Here is a 6090-nt window from a genome sequence, read left to right as displayed (position 1 = left end):
CCGGCGGCGGCATAACCGAGGCCGAAACCCACTTAGCGACAACGCCAAAACTGTTCAGATCAACCGAGCCAGCTCTCTGCATCATGGTCTGCGCCACCGGATGAGACATCCACGGCAGGAGGAGGCCGGGGGAGTTCTCATGAATCATGCGGGTGCCGCGCATGTGCACCGCATGTTCGAAGTGAGCGCGGGCCTCAAGGTCGTCCCACTTGTCGAGGTTAGGCGGGTGAGCTTGAAGGTCGAACCCTCCTCCAGCGTCCGGTAGGTGCGCATCTGCTGGAGGGCACGGGCCGTCATGTCGTCCGTGAGGCCCATCGCACGAAGCCGCTGGGTCGAGACGCGAACCTCTCCGTTGGCCGCACGGGAGAACCAGTGCAGGATGGCCGAGGTGGACCAGCGGTGCAGGAAGGTGTTCAGCGCGTTCAGTCCCGAGATTTCCATGGTGACGCGCTTGGCGACCCCGAGGACCTTCTCCACGCGCTGCATGAAGGGGCTGGTCTCGAAGGCGTGGCCCCACTCGGCTTCCGTGGAGAGGCGCCAGTCCCCGGCCGTCCTGAGGCGCTCGGCACCCCGGCCGAAGCAGGCTTCAATCTCCTGCGCCAGCCCGTCCTTCAGCTTCCCGGTCTTGGTGTCGCGGATGAGCACGCGAAGGTTCGGAAAGCCCGCCAGAGCCGCCTTGGTGCCGGCCGTGAAGATGGCACCGATTTCCGGGGCCTGCGCAAAGCCGAGCTGGCCGCCAACACGGGCCATACCGTATTCCCGGAAGAGCCGCAGAACCTGCGCCCACCACGTGCTCTGGTCGTAAAGCGGGACACCGGCCGTGCTCTTGTGGAGGTACTCAATGTCCCGCTGGCCCGCCTTCACCGCCGTTTGGGGCACCCCCATATCATCGCCCACGGCGGCAATCTTCTGGAGGTAGTGCTCCAGCTTGCCCGGCCCCGCGAGGCCGTCGATGAGGAGGATGCGCTCCCCGTCAACGACCTTCTCCACCACGGCCTGTGCAAGGGCGACCTGCCCGGACATGGCGCGGTTGTAGGAGGCCATGAGCTTGCCGACATCCTGCTCAAGAAAGAGGTCTCCGAAGGTGGTCACGGTGCCGTCCGGCAGATGCACCCTGAGTCCCTCGTCGAGCAGAACGCGATGCTTGGCGCGGGAGACCACGCCCTTGTCAATCGGCTTGGTCATCTGTGCGATGACGGCCTCGGCGTCCTCCGGGTCTAGGTCAGGGATGTCCTTGAGGAGCATCTTGAGGCCCTCAAGGTCGCCCGAGAAGAGCGACTGAGAGGCCCGGAAGGTGTCCATGTCGCGCGACACGCTGCGGATGTTCTTCACGATGCCTCGGGAGATGCCTTTGAGAGCCTTCTCGTCCAGCTCCGGCTGCATCTGGCGCATCGCTGCGGCAAAGACACCGGAGACCCCATCGTGGCCGAGGCGGCGTAGGGCCGCGTCCAGTTTGTTGTGGTCGTACACGCGGGGGAGATAGTTCGAGGCCGGGGCGATATCAGGCCCGAAACCGGGGACCGGACGCCGCTGGCCGGGCAGTCCGATGGCGGCGCCGGGGTCGTTCACCATCTTATGGTAATCGTCGAACCATTTCCCCACATCCTCGGCCGCCTTCACCACCTCGGGGTCAAAGCTGCGGGTGGGGTCCCGGTTGACACGGGCACGGCCCACTTCCTTCTGGAAATCCCCACGCACCTGCTCGCGCTGCCATGCGTTCAGATGGCGGGCATCAGGAGGCGGCGCGGCAGGAGCTTCTGAAGCTTCAGAAGGAGTACCTGATCGAGCTCGGCGATGCCGCGATCGCCGTCCGGCAGGACGACGGCACGATCAAGCTGAACCAGCTCTTGAACACGACGCTTGTCGGAGCCGCCTCCGGTGGGCTTTGGGGAAGCCTTATCGGCCTCATCTTCCTCAACCCGCTGCTTGGCGCCGCGTTCGGGGCGGCCGCGGGCGCCCTTGCCGGCAAGTTCACAGACGTCGGCATCAATGACGATTTCATCAAGGAGGCCAGTTCCGCACTTGGTCCCAACCAGGCGGCACTCTGTGTTCTTTTTCGCAAGGTGACGGCGGACAAGGTCGTGGCCGAGATGGCGAAATTCGGCGGCACGCTCCTGCGCACGAACCTGTCCCACGAACAGGAAGAAAAGCTGCAGGCCGCCCTCAAGCACGTTTGAACGACCGGCGAGAAACATCCACCATCCGTGGACATGCTCGATCTCCGCATCATTGCGGAGGCTGACATCCTTGGCCTTCGGCGGCCGGCAGCGGTGCGTCGCGTCGCCAGGGCACCGTTAGTTGTGCCTCGGCGTGGCCGTGAGAGACGCACTCATGGCGGTATCGTCCGGCACGAATGGGCGTGCCGGATCGTTGATCACTCCTGCCCGGACAATCCCGTCGCAGGGTCCACCATGGCACCGGGATTCATCACATCGAGCGGGTCGAACAGACCCTTGAGGCCGCGCAGCACGCGATAGCGGTTGGGGTCGGCATAATGCTGCAGCAGACGGCGCTTCAGCCGGCCGACACCGTGCTCGGCGCTGAAGCTGCCGCCCATGCCGGCCGCGATGTCGTAGAGCTGCGGGGCGAGTTCGCGACCGATCCGGTCGGTGAAGCGCAGGCGATCATCGCCCTTCGGCACCAGCAGGTTGTAGTGCAGGTTGCCGTCGCCGATATGGCCGTAGACCGACAGCTCCAGCGTCGGATCATAGGCCGCGACGGCCGCCCCGCCGACCTTGAGGAATTCGACAGTCCGGCCGATCGGCACGGAAATGTCGTGCTTCACCGATCCCCCGTGATGCTTCTCGCCCTCCGGGATCGTCTCGCGCAGCCGCCACATGTCGGCGCGCTGGGCGTCCGACTGGGCGATCATCACGTCTTCGGCCCAACCCGCCTCGAACACGTCGCCCATGACGCCTTCCATCACCTCGACGACCGGGATCCGGCTGGAGGAGCAGGCGAGCTCGACCAGCACCACGCCGCCGCTGCCGCTCTTCAGCGGTCCGTCGGGGGGCGCGACCAGCGCCAGCGAGCGCGGGGTGATGAGTTCGAAGGAAGAGACGAGGTCGCCGGTCTCCCGCCGCACGAGGGCAAGCATTTCCGGCAGCGGCACGTCTTCGGCCAGGCATACCCAGGCCGTGGCGTGGTGGGTTGGCTTGGGGATCATCTTCAGCACCGCGCCGGTGACGATGCCGAGCGTGCCTTCGGCGCCGACGAAGTTCTGCTTGATGTCGTAGCCGGTGTTGTTCTTGCGCAGCCGCTTCATGTCGTTGACGAGCGAGCCGTCCGGCAACACGACCTCCAGCCCCAGGATAAGGTCGCGCGTCATGCCGTAGCGCAGCACCGAAAGGCCGCCGGCATTCGTGCCGATGATGCCGCCGATCCGGCAGGAACCTTCCGAGCCGAGCGAGATGGGCAGCATCAGGCCCGCCGCATCCGCTGCATCCTGCGCGTGTTGCAGGATCACGCCGGAATCGACCGAGAGCGCCGCATCCAGCGGATCGACCGAGCGCACCTTGTTCAGCCGCTCGAGGCTCAGCACCATCTGCCGGCCGCTGGTGTCCGGGGTCGCGCCGGCGCAATAGCTGGTGTTCCCGGCCTGCGGCACGATGCCGACGCCATATCGGCTGGCGAGGCGCATGATGGCCTGTACCTGCTCCGTGCTGGACGGCCGCAGGATGGCGGCGGCGCGGCCGCGGACCAGATCGCGCTGGTCGACGAGATAGCCCTCCATGCGTTCCGCATCGAGCAGTACACCGGCCTCGCCGAGGCTGCCACGCAGTTCAGAGATCATCCCGTCCATCGAACCCACCCGTGTTGCGCGCCCTCTGTTGGACCGGAATCGGCAACGCGACAAGGGCAGAAACGAGGGCAGCCGAACTCAGCGCTTCTCCTCCGGCGGCCGGGCGGACCAGAAGCCGGCCAGCAGCGAACCGGAGAGGTTGTGCCAAACCGAGAACAGCGCGCCGGGCAATGCCGCGAGCGGCGAGAAGAACTGGCGCCCCAGCGTCGCGGCAAGACCGGAGTTCTGCATGCCGACCTCCAGCGCCAGCGTGCGGCACACCGATTCGTCGAAACCGAGCAGCCGTCCGCCCCAATAGCCGCCCAGGAGGCCGATGCCGTTGTGCAGCAACACCCCGAGCATCACCAGCGGACCGACGGTCGCGATCTTGTCCTGCGAGGCGGCGACCACCGCGGCGATGATGGCGAGGATCGCCGCCATGGAGACCAGCGGCAAGGCAGGCTCGAGCCGGCGCACCAGCCCGTGCAGGAGGTGATTGACCGTCAGCCCCAGCGCCACCGGGATCGCGACGATCTGCACGATGCTCCACAACAGACCGCCGACATCGACCGCGATATCCGCGGAAACATACATCCGCGTCAGCAGCGGGGTGGCGACGATGCCGACCACCGTTGACAGCGCGCTGATCGTTACAGAGAGGGCGACATCGCCGCCGGAGAGAAACACCATCACGGTGGACGACGTGCCGGAGGCAACGCTGCCGACAAGGATCATGCCGGCCGCGAGTTCCGGCGGCATGTGCAGCAGAGTCGCGATCGCCCAGGCGGCGAACGGCATGATGAGATAGTGCAGGCCGAGCCCGGCAATCACCGGCGCAGGACGGGAAAGGACGAGCCTGAAATCGTCGAGCCGCAGCGTCACGCCCATGGCGAACATGATGAGGGCAAGCAGCCAGGTGGTCCATGGCGCGATCGGCAGGAACAGATGGGGCGCGAGATAGGCACAGACGGAGACCAGCGCGGCCCAGAACGGAAAAAGACGTGTAAGCATGGAAGATATCGCGGCTCGACGGGAACGATCTTCCGGGGCGATAGCCCTTCCACGCTTGATCAGCAAGTTTCCGCAACGTCAGTATCGATCGGCTTTTCAAGCGGCCGGGCCATCATTTCTCTCTGAAACGGCGCCCGATCCATGAATGTCCGATATCGGTTCATTCGATCTGTTGCCGCTAATCGCAGGCCTGCATTCGTCCTAATCTGTGGCCCACTTCAGACGGCAGGAGATTGAGCGATGCAGACACGCACACTCGGCAAAAGCGAGGGCCGCAGCGGCCTCGAGGTTTCAGCCATCGGCTTTGGCTGCATGGGGCTCGATCACGGCTATGCCGGCACCAGCACGGTCAGCCGGCAGGACGGCATCGCGCTGATCCGCGCCGCCGTGGAGCGCGGCGTCACGTTGTTCGACACCGCCGAGGTCTACGGACCTTTCACCAATGAGGAAATTGTCGGCGAAGCGCTGCGGCCCGTGCGCGAACGGGTGGTGATCGCCACGAAGTTCGGCTTCGGCTTCGTCGACGGCAAGCAGGCTGGTCTCAACAGCCGGCCGGAGCATATCCGCCAGGTCGCGGATGCTTCGCTGAAGCGGCTCGGCATCGAGGTGATCGACCTATACTACCAGCACCGCGTCGATCCCGAGGTGCCGATCGAGGAGGTCGCCGGCGCGGTGAAGGATCTGATCGCGGCGGGCAAGGTCCGCCATTTCGGCATGTCGGAGCCGGGCCTGCAGACCCTCCGGCGCGCCCATGCGGTCCAGCCGGTCACCACGCTGCAGAACGAATATTCGCTCTGGACCCGGGGGCCGGAGACCAGCGGCCTGCTCGACACCTGCGCCGAACTCGGCATCGGCCTTGTCTGCTACAGCCCGCTCGGGCGCGGCTTCCTGACCGGGGCGATGAATCGGGACACCGCCTTTGCCGATGGCGATTTCCGCAAGGGCCTGCCGCGCTTCACGCCGGAGGCGATGGAGAAGAATCAGGCACTGGTCGACCTGCTGCGCCGCATTGCCGACGCCAAGGGCGCGACCCCGGCGCAGATCGCGCTCGCCTGGCTGCTGGCGCAGAAGCCGTGGATCGTGCCCATCCCCGGTACGACCAAGCTGCACCGGCTCGAGGAAAATCTCGGGGCGGCGGATATCGTGCTCGACGAAAACGACCTCGCCGAAATCCGGCAGGCACTGGCCGCCATCGACATCGAGGGCGAGCGCTATCCTGCGGAACTGATGGCATCGACTGGCCGCTGACGCGGCGACGTCCGGCCCTCCGCCACGGTGCAGAGCCGGACCGCAAAGCT

5 protein-coding genes are annotated in these 6090 nt (G+C 65.9%); 2 read left to right on the top strand and 3 right to left on the bottom strand.

The features are described 5' to 3' along the window. Positions 1-144: 144 nt before the first annotated feature. A complete protein-coding gene (locus tag MWN34_RS02175) occupies positions 145-1623 on the bottom strand; it encodes a hypothetical protein (RefSeq protein WP_247026099.1) in 1479 nt (492 codons plus the stop codon). A gap of 89 nt (positions 1624-1712) precedes the next feature. On the opposite strand from MWN34_RS02175, the gene MWN34_RS02170 reads away from it, so the two are divergent. Beyond that, on the top strand, positions 1713-2177 hold the full coding sequence (locus MWN34_RS02170) for a DUF1269 domain-containing protein (protein ID WP_247026097.1): 465 nt from the start codon (positions 1713-1715) through the stop codon (positions 2175-2177). Positions 2178-2374: 197 nt separating this feature from the next. On the opposite strand, the gene MWN34_RS02165 is transcribed toward MWN34_RS02170, so the two are convergent. Together MWN34_RS02165 and panS are read right to left on the bottom strand one after the other, a co-directional pair. After that, positions 2375-3802: an FAD-binding oxidoreductase gene (locus MWN34_RS02165; RefSeq protein WP_247026096.1), complete on the bottom strand. Its 1428-nt coding sequence runs from the start codon at positions 3800-3802 to the stop codon at positions 2375-2377. A gap of 78 nt (positions 3803-3880) precedes the next feature. Then, positions 3881-4792 (bottom strand): ketopantoate/pantoate/pantothenate transporter PanS, encoded by a 912-nt coding sequence (panS, locus tag MWN34_RS02160; RefSeq protein WP_281502810.1) that lies wholly within the window; start codon positions 4790-4792, stop codon positions 3881-3883. A 240-nt stretch (positions 4793-5032) separates the two neighbouring features. On the opposite strand from panS, the gene MWN34_RS02155 reads away from it, so the two are divergent. Beyond that, on the top strand, positions 5033-6040 hold the full coding sequence (locus MWN34_RS02155) for an aldo/keto reductase (protein ID WP_247026095.1): 1008 nt from the start codon (positions 5033-5035) through the stop codon (positions 6038-6040). Positions 6041-6090 lie beyond the last annotated feature (50 nt).

The sequence above is a fragment of the Ancylobacter crimeensis genome, from assembly GCF_023016805.1.
Lineage (GTDB): Bacteria > Pseudomonadota > Alphaproteobacteria > Rhizobiales > Xanthobacteraceae > Ancylobacter > Ancylobacter crimeensis.
The sequence above is the reverse complement of the archived record's forward strand: the minus strand, read 5'-3'. Positions and strand labels throughout refer to the sequence as shown.

Excerpts from the sequence above, each read along its gene's own strand:
- MWN34_RS02170 (WP_247026097.1), top strand. The coding sequence starts at position 1,713 with ATGCGTTCAGATGGCGGGCATCAGGAGGCGGCGCGGCAGGAGCTTCTG.
- MWN34_RS02165 (WP_247026096.1), bottom strand. The coding sequence starts at position 3,802 with ATGGACGGGATGATCTCTGAACTGCGTGGCAGCCTCGGCGAGGCCGGT.
- panS (WP_281502810.1), bottom strand. The coding sequence starts at position 4,792 with ATGCTTACACGTCTTTTTCCGTTCTGGGCCGCGCTGGTCTCCGTCTGT.
- MWN34_RS02155 (WP_247026095.1), top strand. The coding sequence starts at position 5,033 with ATGCAGACACGCACACTCGGCAAAAGCGAGGGCCGCAGCGGCCTCGAG.